At 54.6% G+C, this 23,689-nt stretch carries 20 protein-coding genes; 17 read left to right on the top strand and 3 right to left on the bottom strand.

Annotated features, from left to right (window positions below):
• The first annotated feature begins 118 nt into the window (after positions 1 to 118).
• Positions 119 to 2,281 (top strand): phosphoribosylformylglycinamidine synthase subunit PurL, encoded by a 2,163-nt coding sequence (purL, locus tag ABJL60_RS04065; RefSeq protein ID WP_348374929.1) that lies wholly within the window; start codon positions 119 to 121, stop codon positions 2,279 to 2,281.
• Here the strand turns inward: purL and ABJL60_RS04060 are convergent.
• A complete protein-coding gene (locus ABJL60_RS04060) occupies positions 2,278 to 3,531 on the bottom strand; it encodes a VWA domain-containing protein (RefSeq protein ID WP_348374927.1) in 1,254 nt (417 codons plus the stop codon). The genes purL and ABJL60_RS04060 overlap by 4 nt on opposite strands.
• A gap of 2 nt (positions 3,532 to 3,533) precedes the next feature.
• Complete coding sequence (locus ABJL60_RS04055) at positions 3,534 to 4,442, bottom strand: MoxR family ATPase (protein ID WP_348286973.1); 909 nt, start codon at positions 4,440 to 4,442, stop codon at positions 3,534 to 3,536.
• A gap of 208 nt (positions 4,443 to 4,650) precedes the next feature.
• Here ABJL60_RS04055 and ABJL60_RS04050 point away from each other — a divergent pair, with 208 nt between their 5' ends.
• From ABJL60_RS04050 to ABJL60_RS03980, 15 genes are all read left to right on the top strand, one after another.
• The gene (locus tag ABJL60_RS04050) at positions 4,651 to 5,694 is read left to right on the top strand and encodes a glycosyltransferase family 2 protein (RefSeq protein ID WP_348375360.1); all 1,044 of its coding nucleotides are present in this window, start codon (positions 4,651 to 4,653) and stop codon (positions 5,692 to 5,694) included.
• Positions 5,691 to 6,332 carry a sulfotransferase gene (locus ABJL60_RS04045; protein WP_348374925.1) on the top strand — a complete coding sequence of 214 codons (642 nt, stop codon included), beginning with the start codon at positions 5,691 to 5,693 and terminating at the stop codon, positions 6,330 to 6,332. The genes ABJL60_RS04050 and ABJL60_RS04045 overlap by 4 nt, the downstream gene beginning before the upstream one ends.
• On the top strand, positions 6,332 to 8,707 hold the full coding sequence (locus ABJL60_RS04040; RefSeq protein WP_348374923.1) for a glycosyltransferase family 2 protein: 2,376 nt from the start codon (positions 6,332 to 6,334) through the stop codon (positions 8,705 to 8,707). Before ABJL60_RS04045 ends, ABJL60_RS04040 begins: the two co-directional genes overlap by 1 nt.
• A gap of 28 nt (positions 8,708 to 8,735) precedes the next feature.
• Positions 8,736 to 9,785 carry a glycosyltransferase family 2 protein gene (locus ABJL60_RS04035; protein WP_348374921.1) on the top strand — a complete coding sequence of 350 codons (1,050 nt, stop codon included), beginning with the start codon at positions 8,736 to 8,738 and terminating at the stop codon, positions 9,783 to 9,785.
• 120 nt (positions 9,786 to 9,905) lie between these two features.
• Entirely contained in the window at positions 9,906 to 10,853 is a 948-nt protein-coding gene (locus ABJL60_RS04030; RefSeq protein ID WP_348286965.1) for a phosphoadenosine phosphosulfate reductase, read from the top strand.
• 80 nt (positions 10,854 to 10,933) lie between these two features.
• Positions 10,934 to 11,971 (top strand): dihydroorotase, encoded by a 1,038-nt coding sequence (gene pyrC / locus ABJL60_RS04025; protein ID WP_348374919.1) that lies wholly within the window; start codon positions 10,934 to 10,936, stop codon positions 11,969 to 11,971.
• A 70-nt stretch (positions 11,972 to 12,041) separates the two neighbouring features.
• Positions 12,042 to 12,719 carry an orotate phosphoribosyltransferase gene (locus tag ABJL60_RS04020; RefSeq protein ID WP_348286961.1) on the top strand — a complete coding sequence of 226 codons (678 nt, stop codon included), beginning with the start codon at positions 12,042 to 12,044 and terminating at the stop codon, positions 12,717 to 12,719.
• Between the two features lie 161 nt (positions 12,720 to 12,880).
• On the top strand, positions 12,881 to 14,377 hold the full coding sequence (locus ABJL60_RS04015) for a replicative DNA helicase (protein ID WP_348286959.1): 1,497 nt from the start codon (positions 12,881 to 12,883) through the stop codon (positions 14,375 to 14,377).
• Between the two features lie 67 nt (positions 14,378 to 14,444).
• A complete protein-coding gene (alr, locus tag ABJL60_RS04010; RefSeq protein ID WP_348374917.1) occupies positions 14,445 to 15,479 on the top strand; it encodes an alanine racemase in 1,035 nt (344 codons plus the stop codon).
• Entirely contained in the window at positions 15,476 to 16,249 is a 774-nt protein-coding gene (locus tag ABJL60_RS04005) for an ABC transporter permease (RefSeq protein ID WP_348374915.1), read from the top strand. Before alr ends, ABJL60_RS04005 begins: the two co-directional genes overlap by 4 nt.
• Complete coding sequence (locus ABJL60_RS04000; RefSeq protein ID WP_348374913.1) at positions 16,246 to 16,992, top strand: ATP-binding cassette domain-containing protein; 747 nt, start codon at positions 16,246 to 16,248, stop codon at positions 16,990 to 16,992. Before ABJL60_RS04005 ends, ABJL60_RS04000 begins: the two co-directional genes overlap by 4 nt.
• A gap of 89 nt (positions 16,993 to 17,081) precedes the next feature.
• The gene (locus ABJL60_RS03995; protein ID WP_348286952.1) at positions 17,082 to 17,549 is read left to right on the top strand and encodes a paraquat-inducible protein A; all 468 of its coding nucleotides are present in this window, start codon (positions 17,082 to 17,084) and stop codon (positions 17,547 to 17,549) included.
• A gap of 190 nt (positions 17,550 to 17,739) precedes the next feature.
• Complete coding sequence (locus tag ABJL60_RS03990; RefSeq protein ID WP_348374912.1) at positions 17,740 to 18,459, top strand: DNA repair protein; 720 nt, start codon at positions 17,740 to 17,742, stop codon at positions 18,457 to 18,459.
• Positions 18,460 to 18,497: 38 nt separating this feature from the next.
• The gene (gene radA, locus ABJL60_RS03985) at positions 18,498 to 19,868 is read left to right on the top strand and encodes a DNA repair protein RadA (protein ID WP_348374910.1); all 1,371 of its coding nucleotides are present in this window, start codon (positions 18,498 to 18,500) and stop codon (positions 19,866 to 19,868) included.
• 27 nt (positions 19,869 to 19,895) lie between these two features.
• Positions 19,896 to 20,462, top strand: coding sequence for a CvpA family protein (locus ABJL60_RS03980; protein WP_108828735.1), 567 nt, complete (start codon positions 19,896 to 19,898; stop codon positions 20,460 to 20,462).
• A gap of 72 nt (positions 20,463 to 20,534) precedes the next feature.
• Here ABJL60_RS03980 and ABJL60_RS03975 read toward each other — a convergent pair whose 3' ends face one another.
• Entirely contained in the window at positions 20,535 to 21,845 is a 1,311-nt protein-coding gene (locus ABJL60_RS03975) for a methyl-accepting chemotaxis protein (RefSeq protein WP_348374908.1), read from the bottom strand.
• A gap of 168 nt (positions 21,846 to 22,013) precedes the next feature.
• Between ABJL60_RS03975 and purF the strand changes: the two genes are divergently transcribed.
• Entirely contained in the window at positions 22,014 to 23,471 is a 1,458-nt protein-coding gene (gene purF, locus ABJL60_RS03970) for an amidophosphoribosyltransferase (protein ID WP_348375359.1), read from the top strand.
• Positions 23,472 to 23,689 lie beyond the last annotated feature (218 nt).

The raw sequence follows: 23,689 nt of genomic DNA, 5'->3' as shown, positions 1-23,689 counted from the left end.
ATCGTTGCATGGCCCGGTTTTTCGCAGGTTCGCCCTTGTCCACCCGCAGCCCCTTCCCCCCACGCGCAGGTGCATGTAAGAGACAGCAACGCATTGCCATTCGGGGGACATCAGGCACATGACAGAGCCAGCAATCACACCAGATCTCATTGCCAGCCACGGGCTTAGCCCTGATGAATACGACCGCATCCTCGAGATCGTGGGACGCGAGCCGACGTTCACCGAACTTGGCATTTTTTCCGCGATGTGGAACGAACACTGTTCCTACAAATCCTCCAAGAAGTGGCTGCGCACCCTGCCCACCGAAGGCCCTCAGGTGATCTGCGGCCCTGGTGAAAACGCCGGCGTGGTTGATATTGGTGACGGGCAAGCCGTTGTTTTCAAAATGGAAAGCCACAACCACCCCTCCTATATCGAACCCTACCAAGGGGCGGCCACAGGCGTCGGCGGCATCCTGCGCGATGTGTTCACCATGGGCGCACGTCCTATTGCATCGATGAACTCGTTAAGCTTTGGCGAACCCGGCCACCACAAAACCAAACAGCTTGTGAACGGCGTTGTTGCGGGCGTTGGTGGTTACGGCAACTGTTTCGGCGTGCCATGCGCGGGCGGCGAAGTGCGCTTTGACCCGGCCTACAACGGCAACTGCCTTGTGAACGCTTTTGCCGCAGGTTTGGCGGACGCCGACAAGATTTTCTATTCGGCCGCCTCTGGCATTGGCATGCCCGTTGTTTATCTTGGCGCAAAAACGGGCCGCGACGGTGTCGGTGGTGCCACGATGGCCTCCGCCGAATTTGACGACACGATTGAAGAAAAACGCCCCACCGTTCAGGTCGGCGATCCCTTCACCGAAAAACGCCTGATGGAAGCGACGCTTGAGTTGATGCAAACTGGCGCCGTGATCTCGATCCAGGATATGGGCGCCGCTGGCCTGACCTGTTCCGCAGTTGAAATGGGCGACAAAGGCAATCTTGGCGTCCGTTTGCATCTTGAAAACGTGCCTGTGCGCGAAGAGGCGATGACAGCGTACGAAATGATGCTGTCGGAAAGCCAAGAACGTATGTTGATGGTTCTGAAACCGGAACTGGAGGCCGAAGCGAAAGCCGTTTTCGACAAATGGGACCTCGATTTTGCCATCGTTGGTGAAACAATCGCCGAAGATCGTTTCCATATCGTGCACAATGGCGAAACCAAAGCCGACCTGCCGCTGAAGACGCTGGCGGGCACTGCCCCCGAATATGATCGCCCATGGGTTGAAACACCTGCGGCGGAAGAATTGGCAGACGTGCCCAGCATCGACCCCATCGACGGGTTGAAAGCGTTGATTTCGTCGCCAAACTACGCGGCAAAACAGTGGGTGTATGAACAATACGACACGATGGTGATGGCAGACAGCGCCCGCACCCCGAACATCGGGTCGGGCATTATTCGCATTCACGGCACCGACAAGGCGCTGGCTTTCACGTCAGACGTGACACCGCGCTACGTGAAGGCAAACCCCGTTGAGGGCGGCAAACAAGCCGTGGCCGAAGCCTATCGCAATTTGACAGCCGTGGGTGCTGTGCCGCTGGCGACCACCGACAACATGAACTTTGGCAATCCTGAAAAGCCGGAAATCATGGGCCAATTTGTGGGTGCTATCAAAGGCATAGGCGAAGCGGTTAAAGCGCTGGATATGCCGATCGTGTCGGGCAATGTGTCCCTTTACAACGAGACAGACGGCACCGCGATCCTGCCAACACCTACCATCGGCGCGGTTGGTTTGTTGAAACACACTGACGAAATTATCGGCTGCGACGTGCGCGATGGTCATGTGGCATTGGTGGTCGGCGAAACCACAGGTCATCTGGGACAATCAGCTTTGTTGGCCGAGGTCTTCAACCGCGTTGAAGGCGACGCCCCGGCGGTTGATTTGGCAGCCGAGAAGAAACACGGCGACTTTATCCGCGACAACCGTGCGTTGATTACGGCCTGCACGGACTTGTCAGATGGCGGCCTTGCTCTGGCTGCGTTTGAACTGGCTGAAGCGGCAGGCGTCGGTGTTTGGCTGGACAGCGACGACACGCCCACATTGTTTGGTGAGGACCAAGGACGTTACCTGATTGCCTGTAACTTTGATCAGGCAGAGGGGCTGATGTTGGCGGCTGGACAGGCCGGCATTGCGATCCAGTCCGTTGGCAAATTCACATCAGAAGACGTCTGGTTCAGCAACACAAGCAGCGCTACTTTGGCAGAATTGTCTGACATCTACCGCAGCAGCTTTGCGGCTGCAGTCGCCTAAAGCCCGGCCATAAGACGCGCTTTCTCGCCCACATCATCCGGGCGGGAAATCACCTCTGCGAGTTCCTCCAGCGATGCAATCGAATGGCCTGCGCGAAAGCTGTCCACATGGGGCAGCATCGCGGCAATCCCGCGGGCCTTGGGCGCAAACCCGTCCCAACGCAACAAAGGGTTCAACCATATCAAGCGCTTGGACGACAGCTGAAGGCGTTGCATCTGCTTGGCCAATGCATCGGGATCGTCGCGATCCAACCCGTCGGTGATGACCAACACAACCGCGCCCTGCCCCATCACACGCCGCGACCAATCGCGGTTGAACGTCTCAAGACATTGCCCGATGCGCGTCCCGCCTTCCCAATCTTGCGCTTCCGCCCCTGCAGCCGCAAGGGCCGCATCCACATCGCGTTGCCCCAAGTGGCGGGTGATATTGGTCAATTGCGTGCCAAAGGTGAACGCATGCACCTTAGCCCACCCCGCCCCTTTGGCATTTGAAACCGCATGCAAAAAATGCAAAACCACACGGGAATATTGGCTCATGGAGCCTGAAATATCGCACAAAACAACCAAATTCGGCCAGCGCAAGCGCGGCGCTTTGCGTTCAATCTTGTGCAATTCGCCCCCCCGACGCATCGCGGCGCGCAGGGTCTTGGCCGCATCGACACGACCCTGATGCGCGGGCTTTGAGCGGCGCGAAGGGATCGGCTGCACAGGCAGTTTCATGCGCGACAACATGCGCTTGGCGGCGGCCATTTCAGCTGTGCTCATCTGTTCAAAATCAAGACTGCGCAAACGTTCCTCAGCGCTCATGGTGAGGGAGGCGTCGATCTCAAGCTCTGATCCGTCTTCGCCTTTGGGTTGTTCAGGCTGATCCACAGGCGCCTCTGCGCCGTCCAGCAAAGCCTCGGCGGCCCGCTTTTCAGCGGCCTGAGCGCTTCGGTCTTCTTGCACACCACGCACGGCAGGCAACATCGCAGCCATCATATGTTCCAGATACCGCGGGTCGCGCCAATACAGGCGAAAAATCTGGGCAAAGACGGCACGATGTTCTGGCCTGTTGACAAAACACGCGTGCAACGTCCAATAAAAATCCTGCTTTTCGGTAAACCCGGCAGCTTCCACCGCACGAATAGCATCAATCACCCGCCCCGGTCCAATCGGCAGACCACCACGCCGCAGCGCCCGTGCAAAGTGGGTGATGTTGCCGGCCAGTTTCGGATCATCCGGCAATTCAAGAGGTATGTGTTCGACCACAGCTAGACAGGTTCCATTGTCGCTTTGGCCTGATCCAGAATACGCTTGGCTTCTGATCCGTGTAGCTTTGCAATGTCGTCTTGATACTTCAGGATGGCGCCCAACGTGTCGGCGATGACTTCCGGACTTAGGGTTATGACATCCAAAGCCAGCAGGCATTTGGCCCAGTCGATGGTTTCTGCAACGCCGGGCTTTTTGAACAAGTCCTCTGTGCGCAATTTCTGCACGAAAGCAACCACTTCGCGACTTAGGCTTTCGGCAGCTTCCGGTGCACGTGCTGTCAAAATTTCCATTTCGCGTTCGAAATTCGGGTAGTCCACCCAATGATACAAACACCGTCGCTTCAACGCGTCATGGACTTCGCGGGTGCGATTGGACGTGACAACCACAATGGGGGGTTCCGGTGCTTTGATTGTGCCCATTTCGGGGATGGTCACCTGAAAATCGCTCAGCGCCTCTAGCAAAAACGCCTCAAAGGGTTCATCGGTGCGGTCAAGTTCGTCAATCAGCAAAACCGGCGGGCCGTTTTCATTGGGCCGCATCGCTTCCAGCAACGGGCGTTCGATCAAGTAGTCGTCGCTGAAAAGTTCGGTTTGCAGCGCCTTTTTGTCCGACCCGCCTGATGCCTCTGCAGCCCGTATCGCAACCATTTGAGCTGGAAAATTCCATTCATACACCGCGCTGGATGCGTCCAACCCTTCGTAGCATTGCAAGCGGATCAATTTGCGGCCCAAAGACGCGGCCAGCGCCTTGGCGATTTCGGTCTTTCCAACACCAGCCTCGCCTTCCAAGAACAAAGGCCGCCCCAGACGCAGCGACAAGAACACAACTGTGCCCAACGCCCGACTACAGACATAGCCTTGATCCGCCAACATTTTTTGCACCGCATCGATGGATGAAATTTCGGTCATACGTGGTCTCCCCTTGCGCGTATCAAGTGCATTGCAAAGGTGCGCGGTCAAGGGCGCATAAAGTCGTGGTTTCGGAAAGATTGACCTGATTCGCAGAAACTGGCATGCTATTAAGCGAATAAAAGAGGTCCGTAAGCCATAAGGCTGTGACCCAAGAGGCGGAAGAAACGATGCACGCACACATTTTATGCGCGGGGCTATGCCAGATATGCGCATAACCGCAGTCACCTGTGTTAAAAACGAAGGCCCGTTTTTGCTGGAATGGATCGCGTTTCACCGCGTTCTTGGCGTAACCGATTTCCTTTTCTATTCAAACGATTGCACAGATGGCACAGACCATTTGCTGGATGCGCTTGCGGCCAAGGGTTTGGTGCAACACCTGCCCAACCCCGCAGAGGGGCGCAATTATCAGATGGAAGCCTTGAAAGACGCACGCAAACAAGACGTCGTCATCAATGCGGATTGGGTTTGGGTCGCAGATGTTGACGAATTTCTAAACATTCATGTGGGTGATCACACAATTCCCGCGCTGATCGACGCCTGCGGGGATCCACAAGCCATCAGCCTGACCTTCCAGTTTTTTGCCAACGATGATGTGGATACATTCGAAGACCGTCCTGTCATTGAACAATTCACCCGGTGCCACAATCCTGATCTGTGGTGCGGAGAAGCCGCGATCGAAGTGAAGTCGTTGACCCGGCACGATTTTCCCCTGCACTACTACGGTGCACACCGTCCATTCTTTAAAGGCAAACTGCCCCCCAAAAAACGCCCTAGCTGGACAGACGGATCGGGCAGACCTGTGCCGCACCGTTTTTTGGTTGCGGCCAATCCACGGCGTATTCGCAAATTTCCCGCCGCTGGCGCACGGAATTTTGCAACTTTGAACCATTACGCCCTGCGCAGTTTGGACAGTTATCTGGTCAAAAATGACCGTGGCGATGTCAACCGCGAGAACCGCGCGTTTGACGATACCTATTGGCGCGAACGCAATGATCCCGCATGGGAAGACACGTCAATTTCACGCTACCTTCCTGATCTGGCATCAGAAATGGCTGCGTTGATGGCAGATGAAACAATCAAGCGTTTGCATGAAGATGCAGTGGCTTTGCACCGTGCAAAACGCGACGAGCTTTTGGCACAACCCGCCTATCAGGATATGCAAAAGCAGTTGCGCAGCGCATCGAAATTGCCGCCTCAAGAAGAAGAAATGCTTGTCGCGTTGGGCCTGCCCCTGGACATAGCGTCATGAGCTTGAGCGTGGTCAACCTTGGCTTGCCAAAAACCGGCACCACGACTTTGGCGCGTGCTTTGCGCCGCGCGGGCATGCATGTGGCGGATCACCGTATCAAACCGAAGCAAACCAACAACCGCGCCATACACCACCAGTTTGTCGCAGAATTGCTGTATCGCGGGTACTACGAATCCGGAAACCCCGCCGCGTTGCTTTATGGTTTTGATGCCGTTGCAGAAATGAGCACCCTATCCGAGGGCAAATCAATCTGGCCGCAAATGGATTTCGGGCTGATCGAGGCGCTGCGCGAAACCAATCCCGGCGTCAAGTTCGTGGCCTCCAATCGCGACAGCTGGGATGTGTCGCAATCTATGCTGGCGTGGTCCAATCTGGGCACTGTGCGCTTGCCGGAAAGCAACATTCCCGGTTTGCCCAAAGGCTACGGCGAAACATCGAAAGAGCGTGTTCAATGGATCGACGCCCATTACGCGACACTGCGAGCATATTTTAACGATGATGATGATTTTCTGGAATACGAAGTGACCGACCCCAATGTGACCGATCTTTTGAGCGGTTTTGTTGGCGTGCCGATCACATGGTGGGGCCGCGCCAATGCCAATCCGGAAAACCTAAATACAAACAATGAGGTAGCGTAATGCGCATCCATTTGCACATCGGTTTGGAACATGTCGGCGCAGACCGGCTGCAAGACGTTCTGGCCGACAAACGCGACCAGTTGATTTCCAAAGGCGTTCTGTTTGCACGCAGCCCCGGCAACAAAAACCACACCCGCTTGTTTATGGCTGTGACCGACGCCGATCATGTTGATCCGCTACGCTACAATCGCGGCTACATCACTGCTGACAAACAAAAAGTGCTGCATGATGCCCTAGCTGGTGATTTGGCCAAGGAAGTCGCGCAACATCAGCCGACTGATCTGATCCTTTCTGCCTCGCAACTGGGCGCTTGCCTGTCGCGGGCAACTGAATTGCACCGCCTTAAGGCACTGTTGGCCCCTCTTTCAGATGACATTCGCATCATTGCCCATGTTGACGAACAGGCCGCTGTGCTGACGCGCCATTACCACGAACAAATCCTTGAAGGCCGTGGCGTGTCCTTGACGCAGGAACTTGATCTGGCAGGCACAAAAACGTGGTGGGATGACTGCATTGCATCGCATCCTAAAATCGATCCGCAAGCCGGTGTGTTTGAAGAAAATCAAGGGGCCCCCTTTTGGCTGGATTACGCGCGCCTTGTCACGTTCTGGGAAGAAGTGTTCGGCACCGGTTCTGTCGCATTGCGCGGATTTGATGCCGAAGCATTTGCAGCCCAAACCGTCACGGACGAGCTGCGCGATATGTTCGGGATCAAAGCCGCAATCGGCAAAGCTGCGGCCAGCAATGTATCGCCACTGCCATCAGCGGCATGGTTGGCCCGTGGACGGCAATTGAATGCGTTGATCTTAAAGGTTCTCGCGTCCAAAAAGCGTATTTTACCCCGCCAGTTATGGCGCGGTTTTGTCAACGAAATCAAAGTAGACGGCGATGCAATTGATGTGGCGTCCCTTGGCGACATCTCAAAAACCTTTACCGCCAACAACGCGAAATTAACCAAAGCACACAAAGGGTTAACCACGGCAACCTTCAAAAAGCCCCGCGCAAAAACCACATGGATCGAAGCCGATCCAATGTTCGGGTTTCGCGCCTCTCAATATCTTTTGGGCTTTATGTGGCGCATCGACAAAGCCACCAAAGAAGAACGCAAAACCAAAGCCGCAGATTTGGCCCGCATCAATGGCAGTTCTGCGCCCGCGCCAGTCACCGACGATACAGCCCCCAAAGACGGTTTAAGTGCCACGGCGCGCAAATTGATGCCCCCGCTGGCTGTGCAAAACTTTGAAAAGCTGCGCACATCGTCTTTCGCGCCGCACAACAAAATGGGGGCTGTAAACGAAGAAGAGTTGGCGGCGGCTTACACCCCTGTGCCTCCTCGGGATTTGCCCAAAAACAATTCCGGCAACGTCATTGTGGGCTGCATGAAAAACGAAACGCCCTACATCGTGGAATGGATCGCCTATCACCGCGCGATGGGCGTCGATAACTTTCTGATTTACACAAATGACTGTTCTGATGGCACGTCTGAATTGCTGGACCGCTTGCAGGACATGGGCGTGATCCAACATCGCAACAACGACAACTGGAAAGGCAATTCGCCCCAGCAATATGCCCTGAACCAGTCCCTGAAAGAACCTGTGATCAAGAATGCGGAATGGATCATTCACATTGATGTGGATGAATTCATGAACGTGCGCTGTGGCAACGGAACACTGGCCGATTTCTTTGAACGCGTCCCGGATGCGACAAATGTTGCGATGACTTGGCGCTTGTTCGGGCACAACGGTGTCACGCGGTTGAACGATGATCTGGTGATTGATCAATTCGACACATGCGCCCCGAAGTTTTGTCCAAAACCACACACGGTCTGGGGCTTCAAAACCATGTTCAAAAACATCGGAGCCTATGAAAAAATCAGCTGTCACCGCCCAAACAAACTGGACGACAGCTATAAAAATAAAGTGAAATGGGTGAATGGGTCCGGTCAAGACATGACCAAAGAGGCCGCCGAAAGCGGGTGGCGGAATTCCAAGAAATCCATTGGGTACGACCTGATTCAACTGAACCACTACGCGCTTCGCTCTGCCGAAAGCTTTCTAATCAAGCGTCAGCGCGGACGGGCGTTGCATGTCGATCGGTCCATTGGCATCAACTACTGGATTCGCATGGATTGGTCCGACTTCCGCGACATTACGATCAAGCGAAACGTACCGCGCACCCGCGCCGAATATGATCGTCTGATGTCTGATCCGCACTTGCGAAAATGGCATAAAACGGGTCTAGAATGGCATCTTGCCAAGGCGGAAGAATTGCACGGCATGCCCGAATTCGAAGACCTCTACCAGCAAGCGCTCAAGGTGAAACTGAACGAAACAGAACGCGTGGCCTATGCGTTGGCGCTGGATATGGAAAGCTGATGACGGGTCAATTCCCCAAGGCAAGCCATTGAAATTCCTTGCCATCTTGACTGTCCGTAATGAAGGCGCCTTTCTGCTGGAATGGTTGGCCCATCATCGGGCTGTCGGGTTTACGGATTTTCTTGTCTTCTCAAACGATTGCCAAGATGGCACCGACGCCATTTTGGACCGGTTGCACAATATGGGGCAGATCACGCATATCCGCAACGATGGCCCCTATGACAAAGGCGGCATCCAGTTCACGGCGCTGAAGCAAGCCGATAAATTGGACATCGTCAAACAAGCAGATTGGATACTTCCACTGGATGTGGATGAATTCGTCAACATTCACGTCGGTGATGGCACTCTGCCCGCGTTGTTGTCTGCACTACCAGACGCGACGGCCATAACGCTTACTTGGCGCTTGTTCGGGAACAGCGACGTTGTCCGCTTCAAAGACATGCCCGTTCTGGATCAGTTTACCAAATGCGCCCCAGCGGTTTTGCAATGGCCATGGCGGGCGTCGATGTTCAAAACGCTTTACGCCAACAACGGCACCTACCGAAAGGTCGGTGTACACCGCCCCCGCAATCTCGATGAAAAGAAACTGGCGCAGGCACATTGGTACGATTGCGAAGGCCGTGCCCTGCCAGACCAGTTCAAGACCAAACGCATTTTTTCAAACTTCGGGCAATCAAATTATGCTTTGGCACAGCTGAACCATTATCCTTTGGGCGCTCTTGAAAGCTATGTGGTGAAAGCCGATCGGGGGCGTGCGGTGCATTCCGATGATATTCTGGGGCTCGATTACTGGGTCGAGAGGAATTTCAACACCGACACAGACACAAGCATTTCCCGGATCATGCCCAAACGCGCTCAGGTTGTTCAGGAATTGCGAGGCGACAAAAAGCTGGACGCGCTGCACAATAAAGCGGTTCAGTGGCGCCACAAACGCTTTGAAGAACTGATGTTGAAAGAACCGTTTCGCGCCTTGTTCGGACGTTTGCTGATGGCGGCCCCGACGCGGCCCGTGAATAAATCGGCGGCCCGTTTCATGGTAGGTTTTGCCAATGCGGCCCGCAAAGCGAAACAAAAATAGTTAAAATACGACAGCGCATGTAACCGGCAAATGGCCCGCAATTGGCACAAATTGTTCCAATTTATGCCCCAATCGACGCCTAACTTGATTGCAACCATCCCCATCAAAAGGGGAGATTTTGTGATTGAGGACGTGACGCACATGGAAGACCATGCCCAAACATTCGAGACACCTTTGGGTGATCTGGCCAAAGGTCCATGGGTCACGCGTATTGCAGAAATTACCAATGAACACGGCTACTTCAAAGCGTTAGGGCGCAAGCATTTCGCAGCCTTTGTACAAAAAAGCGATACGTTGCTGGTGACTTTTGAGACGGTACAAGGCATCCGTGGCTTGCGTGAAAACGCCCTGCCTTTGGGCTGGGATATGGTTGCCAGCATGGGGTGGTCGCATTTGTGCCTGGTCAGCGATGGCGACACATGGTTCCGCGACGGAAAGGTCTACGGTCACTTTGATGCATTGATCGACGACGGTTTTTTCGACGACTTCTCACAGGTGATTTTTTACGGCGCGGGCCCTTGTGGTTATGCGGCTTCCGCGTTTTCTGTGGCCTCCCCGGGGGCGCGTGTTGTGGCGATACAACCGCAAGCCACTTTGGACCCCCGCGTCACCGAATGGGACGACCGCTTTACAGACCATCGCCGCGTGAGCTTTACAAACCGTTACGGTTACGCCCCCGATATGCTGGATGCGGCCGACGCTGCATTTGTGTTCTACGATTCCAACGACCCGCTGGATGCGATGCATGCGGCGCTGTTCACCCGCCCGAACGTATCCAAATTCCGGATGCGTTTTATGGGGGCAGCTTTGCAAAGCCAAATGATGGAAATGAACATTCTGTTTCAGGTCATTTCCAAAGCGAACGCAGGCAAGCTGGACACAGAAAGCTTTGCAAAAATGTACCGCGCACGGCGGGACAACCGTGGATATCTACGTACGTTAATGGCAGTCACCGATCGCGACGAACGGTTCGCATTGACGCGTATGATTTGCAAGAATGTGACGTCTCGAACCAAAGCGCCCCGATTTGCGCGGCGTTTGGCGGAACTGGACGCCCCCCCAAAATAGCGCTCATGACGATGCCGCAGACACATCGCCACAAGCGTAAAGCTCTGGCCTCAGCACAGTTGCCGTGCTAACGCGCCACCATGACACAAACGCTTACGCTTCGTCGCCCCGATGATTGGCATTTGCATCTGCGCGATGGCGCGATGATGCAAGCCGTTTTGCCCCATACCGCCGCACATTTTGGCCGTGCGATAATCATGCCAAACCTCGTGCCGCCAGTTGTCACAGGCGCGCAAGCCGCTGCATACAAGGACAGGATTTTGGCAGCTTTGCCAAAAGGCAGCGCCTTCACCCCCCTGATGACGCTGTATCTGACCGAAGACACCGATCCCGGAGATGTGGCCGCGGCCTATGCATCCGGTCTGATCAATGCTGTCAAACTTTACCCGGCAGGCGCCACAACCAATTCCGCTTCCGGGGTCAGCCGTTTTGAAAATGTGCGCCCCACACTGGAAAAGATGGCAGAAATCGGCTTGCCTTTGTGTGTGCACGGCGAAGTAACAGATCATGACATCGACATTTTCGACCGCGAAGCCGTCTTTATCGACCGCGTTTTGGATCCGATCCGCAAAGCAACGCCGGACCTGAAAGTTGTGATGGAACACATCACAACAAAAAACGCAGTCGATTATGCCCGCGCCCAAGGGCCAAACCTTGGTGCGACAATCACAACCCACCATTTGGTGATCAATCGCAATCACATTCTGGCAGGTGGAATCAAGCCGCACTACTACTGCTTGCCTGTGGCCAAACGCGAAGAACACCGTCTGGCACTGCGCGACGCTGCGACATCAGGTGAAATGCGCTTCTTTCTTGGGACAGACAGCGCACCACACACCGACGCCAACAAGTTGCTGCCATGCGGCTGCGCAGGCTGTTTCACTGCGCCAAATACGATGTCAATTCTGGCACAGGTCTTTGAAGAAGAAGACAAGCTGGGACATCTGGAAGGCTTCGCCAGCTTGCACGGCCCTGCGTTCTACGGGCTGCCAGCAAATACAGACACAATCACGCTGACAAAAGGCGACGTTATTGCCTATCCGGGCCACGTGGACACCGACGAAGGCCCGGTCACAGTCTTTGATCCCGGCTACCCGCTCCATTGGCGTGTGACCTGATCCTGCTTCATCTCGCAAAATAAACCTCCGCCGGAGGCTCCAACCGGCGCACCATACGAAAGTTTCTCTGATGATCCCCACCAGCTACCCCACAGCGCAAGAAATGGCCCGCCTGACGGCACGTATGTTGCTAGAAATCAAAGCGGTACATTTCAACACCGAAGACCCGTTTACATTGGCGTCGGGCCTGCCCAGCCCAACGTACATCGATTGCCGCAAATTGATCAGCTATCCACGAATCCGTAGCACATTGATGGATTTTTTGACGGTAACAGTGATGCGCAACGCAGGTTTTGAAGCGTTCGATAACATTGCCGGTGGCGAAACTGCAGGGATTCCGTTTGCGGCAATGGTCGCGGAACGCATGGCTCTGCCAATGACATATGTGCGCAAAAAGCCCAAAGGCTACGGTCGCAATGCCCGCATCGAAGGGGCAATGTCCGAAGGTGAACGGGTCTTGTTGGTCGAAGACCTGACCACGGACGGTGGTTCAAAACTGTCATTTGTCGATGCGATTCGCGACACCGGAGCAACCTGTGCGCACACAGCGGTGATTTTCTACTATGGTATCTTCCCCGAAACCGAAAAGACGCTTGGCGATCATGGGGTTGGCCTGCACTACCTTTGCACATGGTGGGACGTTCTGGCAGAGGCCAAAGCTTCTGGCGCTTTTGACGACGCCACCATTACGGGAGTGGAAGCCTTTTTGAACAACCCTCGTGAATGGCAAGACGCCAACAAAAAATAGATTATTTTCGCTGCATCTAGGGGTAATGCGTGCATTTACCCCCTACATCCTGTAAGCGTTCACTTATCCACAGGTTATACAATTTGCGCCCCACGCGGGCGTGATTGTAGAAGGTGCAACAACGCGTTCCGGGGGGAAGGCGATCAAAAAAGGTGGGGCACATGAACGAAATCAGCAGTTTTTCCGGTGACAGTCCGCAGGTTGAAGCGGCCGAAACCATGCCCCATTCCATCGAAGCTGAACAACAGCTTCTAGGTGCAATTCTGACCAACAACGACGTCTATGACCGCGCGGCGTCGATCATCGGGCCAAAACACTTTTATGAACCCGTGCACGCGCGGATTTTTGACATCGCTGCGGCGCGGATTGCCAAAAACAATTTGGCCAGCCCCGTGACGTTGAAGTCCTTTATGGAAGACGACGAAGGCCTGAAACAACTTGGCGGTCCCGCCTATCTGGCCCGCCTTGCGGGGGCTGCGATTTCATCTTACGCGGTGCGCGACTACGCCCAGATGATCTATGATCTGTCCACCCGCCGCGATCTGATCCTGTTAGGGCGCGATATTTCAGCGAAAGCGGCGCGAATTGACGTCGCATCCGAGCCACGCGAACAGATCGTGGAGGCTGAACAACACCTGTACAAGCTGGCAGAGCAAGGCCAGGTGGAAAGCGGATTTCAAAGCTTTCTCAAGGCCGTAACGGACGCAGTGAATGTTGCAAACGCAGCTTACCAACGTGATGGTGGCTTGTCGGGTGTCTCAACTGGCCTGATCGACATGGACAAAAAGCTGGGCGGGTTGCACCGCTCCGACTTGCTGATCCTGGCCGGACGCCCATCCATGGGCAAAACCTCTCTGGCCACCAACATTGCTTTTAATGTCGCCAAAGCCTATCGGCGCGGACTGACGGCAGATGGCACGGAAGGTGCGGTAGACGGCGGTGTCGTGGGCTTTTATTCACTGGAAATGAGCGCCGAACAGCTTGCTGCCCGTATCCTGTCCGAAGCCTCAGAAATCCCCAGCCAACAAATTCGGTCAGGCGACATGACTGAAGGCGAATTCCGGCGTTTCGTGGACGCGGCAAAAGCACTAGAGGCCTGCCCGCTGTTCATTGATGACACCCCTGCTTTGCCGATCAGCCAATTGGCAGCACGTGCACGGCGTCTGAAGCGGACCCACGGTCTTGATTTGCTGATCATCGACTATCTTCAGCTTGTGCGCGGCACGGGTCGGTCGGAAAACCGTGTGAACGAGATTTCCGAAATCACGATGGGTCTAAAGGCCATCGCCAAGGAACTGGACATCCCAGTGATCGCACTGTCCCAGCTGTCGCGTCAGGTCGAAAACCGCGAAGACAAACGCCCGCAGCTTTCGGATTTGCGTGAATCCGGCTCTATCGAACAGGATGCGGATGTGGTCATGTTTGTGTTCCGCGAAGAATATTACAAAGAACGCGAGAAACCCGGCGATCACGATCTTGAAGCCATGGCAGCTTGGCAAGAAGAAATGGAGCGCCTACACGGCCGCGCCGAAGTTGTGATTGGCAAACAGCGTCACGGTCCAATCGGCACCGTTGATTTGTCGTTTGAAGGCCGCTTTACCCGGTTTGGAAATCTGGCCCCCCAATACCTGAACCAAGGCGACGATCAGGAATTCTGACTTTGAGCGCTTAGGTGCAAGCTTAAATCCACTTGACCGCAAATCCACACATGTCACAACGCAGGTCATGAGCACTGCACATTTAACAATTGATCTGGGCGCTTTGGTCGCCAATTGGACGTCGCTGGACGCTATGACAGAGGTCGACACCGCCGCCGTGGTCAAAGCCAACGGATATGGATTGGGTGCGCCGTCGGTCGGACGCGCTTTGGCCAAAGCCGGTGCACGCACCTTCTTTGTCGCAGCCGCCGAAGAAGGTGCCATTTTGCGCACAGCCCTTGGCCCCGGTCCGACAATCAATGTGTTTTCAGGGCATATGGCCGGCGACACAGACGTGATCCGCGACGCTGACCTGACGCCGATGATCAATTCGGTTGACCAGATGCTACGCCACGTAGAAGCCCTGCCCGGTGCCCCCTTCGGGTTGCAGCTTGATACAGGGATGAACCGGCTGGGCATGGAACCAAGCGAATGGTCTGCGCTGCGCGATATTGCGTTGGCGCAAAACCCCACGTTGATTATGTCTCATCTGGCCTGTGCAGATGACCCTGCCCATCCGATGAACGCGCAACAACTTGGCAGCTTTGTCGAAATGACAGACGGCATAGACGCGCCACGGTCCTTGGCTGCCACAGGCGGAATTCTGCTTGGATCCGATTATCATTTCGACATGACCCGCCCCGGGATCGGCCTATATGGCGGTGCGCCGTTTGCAGATGCAGCGCCCGTCGTGACACTGGATGTTCCCGTAATCCAGACCCGCGAGGTCGCCATCGGAGAAAGCGTTGGGTACGGCAATGCATGGGTGGCTACACGCCCCAGTCTGGTTGCAACCGTGGCCGCAGGATATGCCGATGGCTTGATCCGCGCCATCGGGGACGGTGCATCCATGTACGCCGGTCAGGTCGAAGTCCCCGTGATTGGCCGTGTGTCTATGGACATGATCACAGTCGACATCACAGATGCACCCCACGCGTCACAGACATTGCAGCTGTTGGGACAAAACCAAACCGTGGATAATCTGGCAGCTTGTGCAGGCACCATCGGTTATGAAATCCTGACATCAATGGGCCACAGATACCACAGGACCTACACGGAATGATCTGGCTTGCGGGCATAGGACGTTCTGCTTTGGGGCTGTTGGGCGCAATCGGGCGCGTGACTTTGTTCGCTTTCTCGACGTTAAGCCATATGGTGCGCCCCCCCTTTTATCTGCGCGAACTGGCCGTTGCCTTACTGAATATTGGCTGGCTGTCATTGCCCGTCGTGGGCCTGACGGCGGTGTTCACAGGCGGTGCGTTGGCCTTGCAAATTTATGCAGGCGGGGCGCGTTTTAACGCAGAAGCCGTGGTGCCACAAATTGTGGCCATCGGCATGGTCCGAGAACTTGGGCCGGTTCTGGTGGGATTGATGATTGCCGCACGGGTCACATCATCTATCGCCGCCGAAATCGCGACCATGAAAGTCACCGAACAAATCGACGCATTGGTGACGCTGTCAACGCATCCCATGCAATATCTGACTGTGCCGCGCGTCGTTGCCGCCACGCTGACAGTGCCTGCGCTGGTCGCCGTCGGTGACATCATCGGCATCTTCGGAGGCTACGCCGTGGCCACAGGCACGCTTGGGTTCAATCCTGCGGCCTACATCCGAAACACCGTCGATTTTCTGGAACTGCGCGATATTGGATCGTCGCTGGTCAAAGGTGGGGTCTTTGGATTTATCGCAGCCACGATGGGGTGTTACTACGGTATGAACTCCGGTCGCGGCGCCCAAGGGGTTGGACGCGCAACCAAAGGGTCAGTCGAAGCTGCAGCGATCCTCATTCTTGCAGCCAACTTTGTGCTGACTGGGGTGTTTTTCTCGCTATGATCAAACTTGAAAATGTCCATAAATCCTTTGGAAACAATCATGTATTGCGCGGTGTTGATCTAAAGGTCGAACGCGGCACATCCATGGTGATCATTGGGGGGTCCGGCACCGGCAAATCGATCACAATCAAGTCCGTGCTGGGGTTGGTCACACCCGATCAAGGCACAATCACTGTCGATGGGCAGGATGTAACCAAAACAGAAAGGGATGCCTTTCTGGCCAAATTCGGAATGTTGTTTCAAGGGGCTGCGCTGTTCGACAGCTTGCCGGTCTGGCAAAATGTTGCGTTTCGTTTGCTGCGGGGCAGCTTGAAAAAACCCAAAGACGAAGCCCGCGCCATTGCGATCGAGAAACTGCGCCGCGTCGGGCTTACCCCTGATGTTGCGGACCGTCTACCGGCAGAGCTGTCCGGTGGCATGCAAAAACGCGTGGGGCTGGCGCGGGCCATTGCTGCCGAACCCGAGATCATATTTTTTGACGAACCAACAACAGGTCTGGACCCGATCATGGCCGGTGTCATCAACGATCTTATCCGCGAAATTGTGACGGAAATGAAGGCGACGACCATGACAATCACCCACGACATGACGTCGGTGCGCGCCATCGCGGATACAGTGGCGATGTTGCACAACGGGGTTATCCAGTGGGCGGGTCCTGCGACAGACATTGACGCGGCCGGCGATCCATATCTGGATCAGTTTATCCATGGCCGTGCCGAGGGCCCTATTGAATCGGTACGTTAAAAAGTATCAAAGATGCATGTTCGACGCCGAAAACCTTTCATACCCCTCCAAATGAACCCGTTTTTGACCCCGTCTAAGGCCTGAACCCAATGCAACGCCCCATCGTTCTGACCTTCCTGCGCTGTGCCAATCTGAGTTTGCTGGTGCTTTATCCTGTGGCATGGTTCGCTCCACTGATGCGCGCCGGTGTCCTGCCGCTGTTCAGTTTGAATGAAATCAGTGTAGTAACAGGCTTGCAGTCGCTTTGGGGCAGCGATGTTTTTCTGGCGCTTGTCGTTACGGTTTTTGCGCTTTTTGCGCCGTATCTCAAAACGATCCTGCTGGCTTTATTGCATTTTGACCTTCTGAGTACGCGCACTTTACCCGCCATCCACGTGATGGGGAAACTGGCGATGGCCGACATATTTCTAATCGCGGTCTACATCACACTTTCAAAAGGCATCGGGATTGGGCGCATAGAAACAGCCTGGGGCCTGTATTTGTTTACCGTGCTCATCCTTGCCTCAATCTTGATCAGTTGGCTCAGTGAACAATTGCAAAAGCGACCAAAGGATTGACGCGGAAGTTGAAACAATCACCTTAAAAATTTCTTCAAAATGATCACGTTTTAGCGGGTTGGTGTAGATTTCTTGGTTTTCCCCTTCGTGAAGATGGTTAATCGGCGTATGTTTGCCTACGAAATTATCTTCTGGGGGGAAGACGGTCGTGACGCATGTGCGTGGTGTTTTTTATCTGGTGCAGTTTTTAATGCAACGCGTTGCCTTGGCTTGCTTTGCCTTCACCGCCTTGGCACTTGTTACTGTAACGGGTCTTGCTGTCCTTGGGCTGTTGCCTTGGTTGGAAGTCAACGCAATCTGGAATGGTGAATTCGTCGACAATGCCGGCATGTATGTGCAAATCACCGCCACCGTGTTGGCCGTGGCCTTGTGTTTCTTCCTGCCCTCGAACAGACGCATAATGGCTTTGGAAAATTCCCACCGCCAGTTTGCCATTGGCATGCAGGACGTGGCCCGCGCGTATGGGGCGGTTCACGCGGCGGATCGGGGTGATGTTTTTCGGATCAGTTCGGAGTTTGACGCCATCAAAGAACGCTTGGCCTATCTGCGCGATCATCCAGATCTGTCGTCTTTAGAACCTGAAGTGCTTGAGATTGCAGCACAAATGTCGCACATTTCGAAAGAACTTGCAGAAGTATATTCAGATGATCGCGTCACGCGGGCGCGGGCCTTCTTGAAAGAACGACAGTTTGAAGTGCAACAATTCAACACGCGTCTGGCAGAAGCCAAAGCCGTCAGCACAGAATTGAAACACTGGCTTCATGAAATTGAGCTTGAAGAAAGCGTCGCTGCCGCACAATTAGATCGTTTGCGGGATGAATTGCGTGGGGCGCTGCCGGAACTTGGTCTCGAAACCATTGTGCGCACGGACAATACCGTTGTGGAACTACCACCAAAAGCAGCCGAATAAGCCTTTGACCCCCTTCCTTGCTTAAGGCAAAAGGCGCCATGGCCAAATCATCAACGACATTCACCTGCTCTGCTTGCGCGTCCAGCTACACCAAATGGTCCGGGCGGTGCGACGGTTGCGGCGAATGGAACACCATTGTCGAAGACAAGGGGCTGTCAAAGTCCGGCCCATCGGGAAAATCCCTGGGCGCACGGCGCGGCAGCACGGTACAATTGACCGATCTCGCCACCAAAGAAGCCCCGCCGCCGCGCACGCGATCCGGAATTGACGAACTGGATCGGGTTTTAGGGGGCGGCTTGGTGCCTGCCTCCGCCATTTTGGTGGGCGGCGATCCAGGCATCGGAAAATCCACGCTTTTGCTGCAAGGTGCGGCGCAGTTTGCACGTTCCGGTTTAAAAACCATCTATGTGTCAGGCGAAGAAGCCAGTGCACAGGTCCGCATGCGCGCCCAGCGCCTTGGGTTGACGGACGCGCCGGTGCAATTGGCATCAGAAACCAATTTGCGTGACATTCTCACGACGCTTGAAAACGAAAAACCACAGCTTGTGATCATCGATTCGATCCAGACCATGTGGTCTGACACGGTGGACAGTGCGCCGGGCTCTGTCAGTCAGGTGCGTAGCGCGGCACATGAGCTGACGACATTTGCAAAACGCAACGGCATGTCCGTGATTCTGGTTGGTCATGTCACCAAAGAAGGACAGATTGCCGGCCCACGCGTTGTTGAACACATGGTTGATACCGTGCTTTATTTCGAAGGAGAGCGCGGCCACCAGTTTCGCATTCTGCGCGCGGTCAAGAACCGTTTCGGGCCTGCAGATGAAATCGGCGTGTTTGAAATGACGGGATCAGGTCTGGCCGAGGTCACAAATCCATCAGCCCTTTTCCTAAGCGAACGCGGCACACCCAGCGCCGGATCGGTCGTTTTTGCAGGCGTCGAAGGCACACGCCCCGTGTTGGTTGAATTGCAGGCATTGGTGGCCCCTAGCCCACATTCGCAGCCGCGCCGGTCCGTTGTGGGATGGGATGGCAGTCGTTTGGCGATGATTTTGGCCGTTCTAGAATCGCGGTGCGGCATCCCGTTTGCGGGGTTGGACGTCTATTTGAACGTTGCAGGCGGTATGAAGATCAGCGAACCTGCGGCAGATCTGGCCGTGGCAGCCGCCCTTTTAAGTGCGCGTGAAGACGCACCTTTGCCGGAAGGTGCCGTTGTTTTTGGAGAAATCAGCCTATCTGGCGCCCTGCGTCCCGGCCCACAGACCGAAAATAGGTTGAAAGAAGCGCAAAAACTTGGTTTCACAACCGCGATTGCGCCATCGGGTGGAAAACCTATAGAGGTTACTGGCATGTCCTTGCGACAGATGGGCGATTTAACACAGTTTGTTGGTGACATTTTCGGCGCCGGATAAATAAGAACAAGAAAAGGGCAGAAAACCATGGAAGGTTTTACCATCATTGACGGCGTCGTCGCCATTGTCATCATACTCTCGGCCTTATTGGCTTACGGCCGTGGTCTTATGCGTGAAATCATGGCCATCGCCGGCTGGGTTCTGGCCGCTATCCTGGGTTTTCTTTTTGCACCGAAAGTTGAACCGCTGGTCCGCGAAATTCCTGTCGTGGGCGACATCATTGCAGACAGCTGTGAATTGGGGATCATCAGCGCGTTTGGCTTGGTGTTCGCCGTGGCGCTGATCGTTGTGTCTTTGTTCACACCGCTGTTTTCTTCTCTGATCCAACGCTCCGCATTGGGCGGTGTTGATCAGGGCCTTGGGTTCTTCTTCGGTGTTTTGCGCGGCATCCTTTTGGTAGCCATCGCGTTTTTCGTCTACGATACCGTAATCACGGGACAGGAATTTACAGTTGTCGACGAAAGCCGGTCCGCCGCGGTCTTCGGGCGTTTCACAGGCCAAATTCAAGATCAAGAACCAGAACAGGCATTCGGTTGGATCACTCAACAATACGAAAACCTGATCAGCAGCTGCGAAGCCCCTGATCCCCAATAAAGACAAACCGTCTTGGCACTATTCTAATCAGGTCGCGCATCAGCGCGGCCTTTTTTATTGTGCAGTCATCTATCACCGCTCGGATTGCGCCTGCGTCACTCCGAAATTGCGAAGCTCTTGGTTCAAGGTCTGGCTGTAACGTGTGAGACGCTCGACGGAACCTTGGTTGTCCGACGCCGATTGAGCGCTTTTTTCGCTGGATGCGGCAAGATCACGAACAACTGCATTGATCATTGCAACGCGTTCCGCCTGTTCGCCTGCCTCTCTGGAAATCTGTGTCATGCCTTCAGCAACTTGGCGAGATTTTTCCTGAACATCTTTTAGATTGGCTTCGCTTTCCGTGACATGGTTCTGGGTGGTCTTGGCTTGCTGGACAGAGCGTGCGATCAAAGCCTGAATTTTGCCAGAAGCATCTTGGGACCGCCCCGCAAGATTTCGAATTTCAGTGGCCACCACAGCAAAACCTGCGCCACTTTGGCCCGCGCGGGCAGCTTCAATACCTGCGTTCAAAGCCAAAAGATTGGTTTGGAATGCTATAGAATCGATGACCTCATTGATTTCCGACATTTCCGTTGTCGCTTTGCGCATCTCAGTGGTTGCATCCAAGGCGCACGCCATTGTGCTTGCGCTGGAATCGGCGATCTGTGCCGCTTTTTCCGTATTTTTCAACGCATGTCCTGCGTTTTCAGAAGTCTTGGTGACGGAAGATGCGACCACATCAACCTCTGCCGAGGTTTCTTCAAAAGACGCAGCATTGCGCAAGGCTGCGTCAGCTGCTTCGTTGGCACGGTTCAGAATGTCCGCCGCTGCAACGTTCAATCCCTTGGCGACCTTCCCTACGGTCTGGAACACATGTTCCAATCGTTCCATAGAGGTATTGTAGCCCCGGGCCAGATCAAACAATTCATTGTCGGGCGTCACTTGGACCCGGTATGTCAGATCACCATTCTCAAGTTGCGACAACCCTGCAGAAATGGCGTTCATAGCGTTGCGCCGCTGTGTAACATCCGACGCAAGTTTAATGATCGAAGACACAGAGCCATCAGCTGCAAAAACCGGCGCATATGACGCCTGTAGCCACATTGCCTGCCCCCGTTTTGTAAAGCGTTCGTACTGTCCTTGGTGGGTCTGGCCCGAATTGAGGTAATCCCAAAATTCACGATACTGCACAGACCTGCCATATACCGGATCGACAAAAATTCTGTGATGTTCGCCCACAATTTCATTCATTGTGTATCCCATGACCCTCAAAAATAGGTCATTGGCCTGTAAAATATGGCCGCTGGCGTCAAATTCGATCACTGCATATGTGCGATCGACCATTTGGGCCATGGCTTTGGCCATTTCGGCATCGCTAGAAGATTTTGTGAACTCTGGGCGCATAAGTCGTTCCAAATATGATCAAGTCTGCCCTGCCTTAAACACAATTTCTTTAGAGACAGCTAACAGCCTGCCTTTTTGTCATCGCACCGTGACATACGCGCCCGAACCCCTTAACAGAGGGATGAACCTTCCCTGTCCGGATTCGGAGCTGCCGCTGTGTCCAATCTAATGCCTCCCGCACACCCCTTTGATGATGACAAGCTCAAGGAGGAATGCGGAATTTTCGGCGTCCTTGGCACCAAAGAGGCCGCCAATTTTGTGGCCCTTGGTTTGCACGCGCTGCAACACCGCGGTCAGGAAGCAGGCGGCATCGTAAGCCATGACCCTGAAATGGGGTTCAACTCTGCGCGCCGCTTTGGCTATGTGCGCGACAACTTCACCTCGCAAAAAGTGATGGAAACCCTGCCCGGCCCCCTTGCTATCGGCCATGTGCGCTATTCCACTGCCGGATCAAAAGGCCAAACCGCGATCCGCGATGTGCAGCCATTCTTTGGTGAATTCGCCATGGGCGGGGCCGCTATTGCCCACAACGGCAACATCACCAACGCCAATGCACTGCGCCGTGAACTGATCGAACGGGGTTCGATTTTTCAGTCTTCCTCAGACAGCGAATGTATCATCCACCTGATGGCGCGGTCCTTGCAGCGCAACATCCCTGAACGCATGGAAGACGCTTTGCGCCGTGTTGAAGGCGCGTTTTCAGTGGTCGCTATGACCCGCACCAAACTGATCGGTGTGCGCGATCCCTTGGGCGTGCGTCCGCTGGTGTTGGGCAAGGTCGGTGACGGCTGGGCGCTAAGTTCAGAAACCTGTGCGCTGGACATCATCGGCGCGGAATTCGTCCGCGAGATTGAACCCGGTGAAATGGTTGTCATTTCGGAAAAACACGGCGTCCAAAGCCACTTTCCCTTCCGCCGCCAACCGTCCAGGTTCTGCATCTTTGAACATGTCTATTTCAGCCGCCCCGACAGCATCCTTGGCGGACGGTCCGTCTATGAGACCCGCGAAAACATCGGACGTGAACTGGCAAAAGAATCCCCTGTCGAGGCGGACCTTGTCTGCCCCGTACCCGATTCAGGCACGCCCGCAGCTATTGGCTTTTCGCTTCAATCCGGCATCCCCTATGCCATGGGCATCATCCGTAACCAATATATGGGACGCACGTTTATCGAGCCGACGGAAAGCATCCGCAACATGGGGGTACGCCTGAAGCTGAACGTGAACCGCGCCCTGATCAAGGGCAAACGCGTGATCTTGGTGGACGACAGTGTGGTGCGTGGAACAACCAGTCGCAAGATCAAGGAAATGATCCTTGATGCCGGCGCCGCAGAGGTCCATTTCCGCATCGCATCGCCCCCAACTGCATGGCCATGTTTCTACGGCGTCGACACGCCTGATCGCGACAAACTTCTGGCCGCCACGATGTCAGAAGAGGAAATGCGCGACCACCTTGGCGTTGACAGCCTGAAATTCATTTCACTGGATGGTCTTTACCGCGCGGTCGGCCAAGCCAAGGGGCGCGACAAAGCCTGCCCACAATATTGCGACGCCTGCTTCTCGGGGGAATATCCGGTTATCCCCGCGGATAAGATCGACGATGGCTTTGTGATGAAGGCGGCTGAATAGCACTATAGCTACTCTACTGCATCACGGTGTTTCCTCTCAAATCGTGTTACACCTTTGGCGTCATTCACGTAAAAAAACAGTAGTGTCCCACGTGCATCGTAAAGGGCCAATGCTGGGCTGCTTGCATCAAAAACCTTGGTAGATGTTGACCCGTTTTCAAGTCGTGTGACCTCGAACCGCTTCAAATTTGATCTGCCGGGTTTTGGAAACGACAAGCT

Source organism: Ascidiaceihabitans sp. (assembly GCF_039986515.1).
Lineage (GTDB): Bacteria > Pseudomonadota > Alphaproteobacteria > Rhodobacterales > Rhodobacteraceae > Ascidiaceihabitans.
The sequence above is the reverse complement of the archived record's forward strand: the minus strand, read 5'-3'. Positions and strand labels throughout refer to the sequence as shown.